The organism is Citrobacter sp. TBCS-15, assembly GCF_005280815.1.
Taxonomy (GTDB): domain Bacteria; phylum Pseudomonadota; class Gammaproteobacteria; order Enterobacterales; family Enterobacteriaceae; genus Citrobacter; species Citrobacter werkmanii.
On sequence record NZ_SZWK01000077.1, the window covers coordinates 1 to 218 of the forward strand.

Here is a 218-nt window from a genome sequence, read left to right on the forward strand (position 1 = left end):
CTAGACCTAAACAAGAATTTTGTTCTAATTGTAACGGAGAAAACCAAAAATGTAAATATAAAGATACTGGTCGTAAATGTCGTATCGGTAAAGCTAAAGGTAAAGCTAAAGGTAAAGCAAAAGGAAAGGCAATAGGCAAAGCTAAAGGCAAAGCTAAAGGCAAAGCTAAAGGCAAGGCAATTTCAAAAGAAACAATAGAAAAAAGAGACAATTATGAT

1 protein-coding gene is annotated in these 218 nt (G+C 33.0%); it reads left to right on the forward strand.

Features of this window, described 5'->3' with window-relative positions:
- The coding region (locus FDW96_RS03025; protein WP_212732856.1) for a hypothetical protein at positions 1-218 on the forward strand (218 nt) is incomplete at both ends.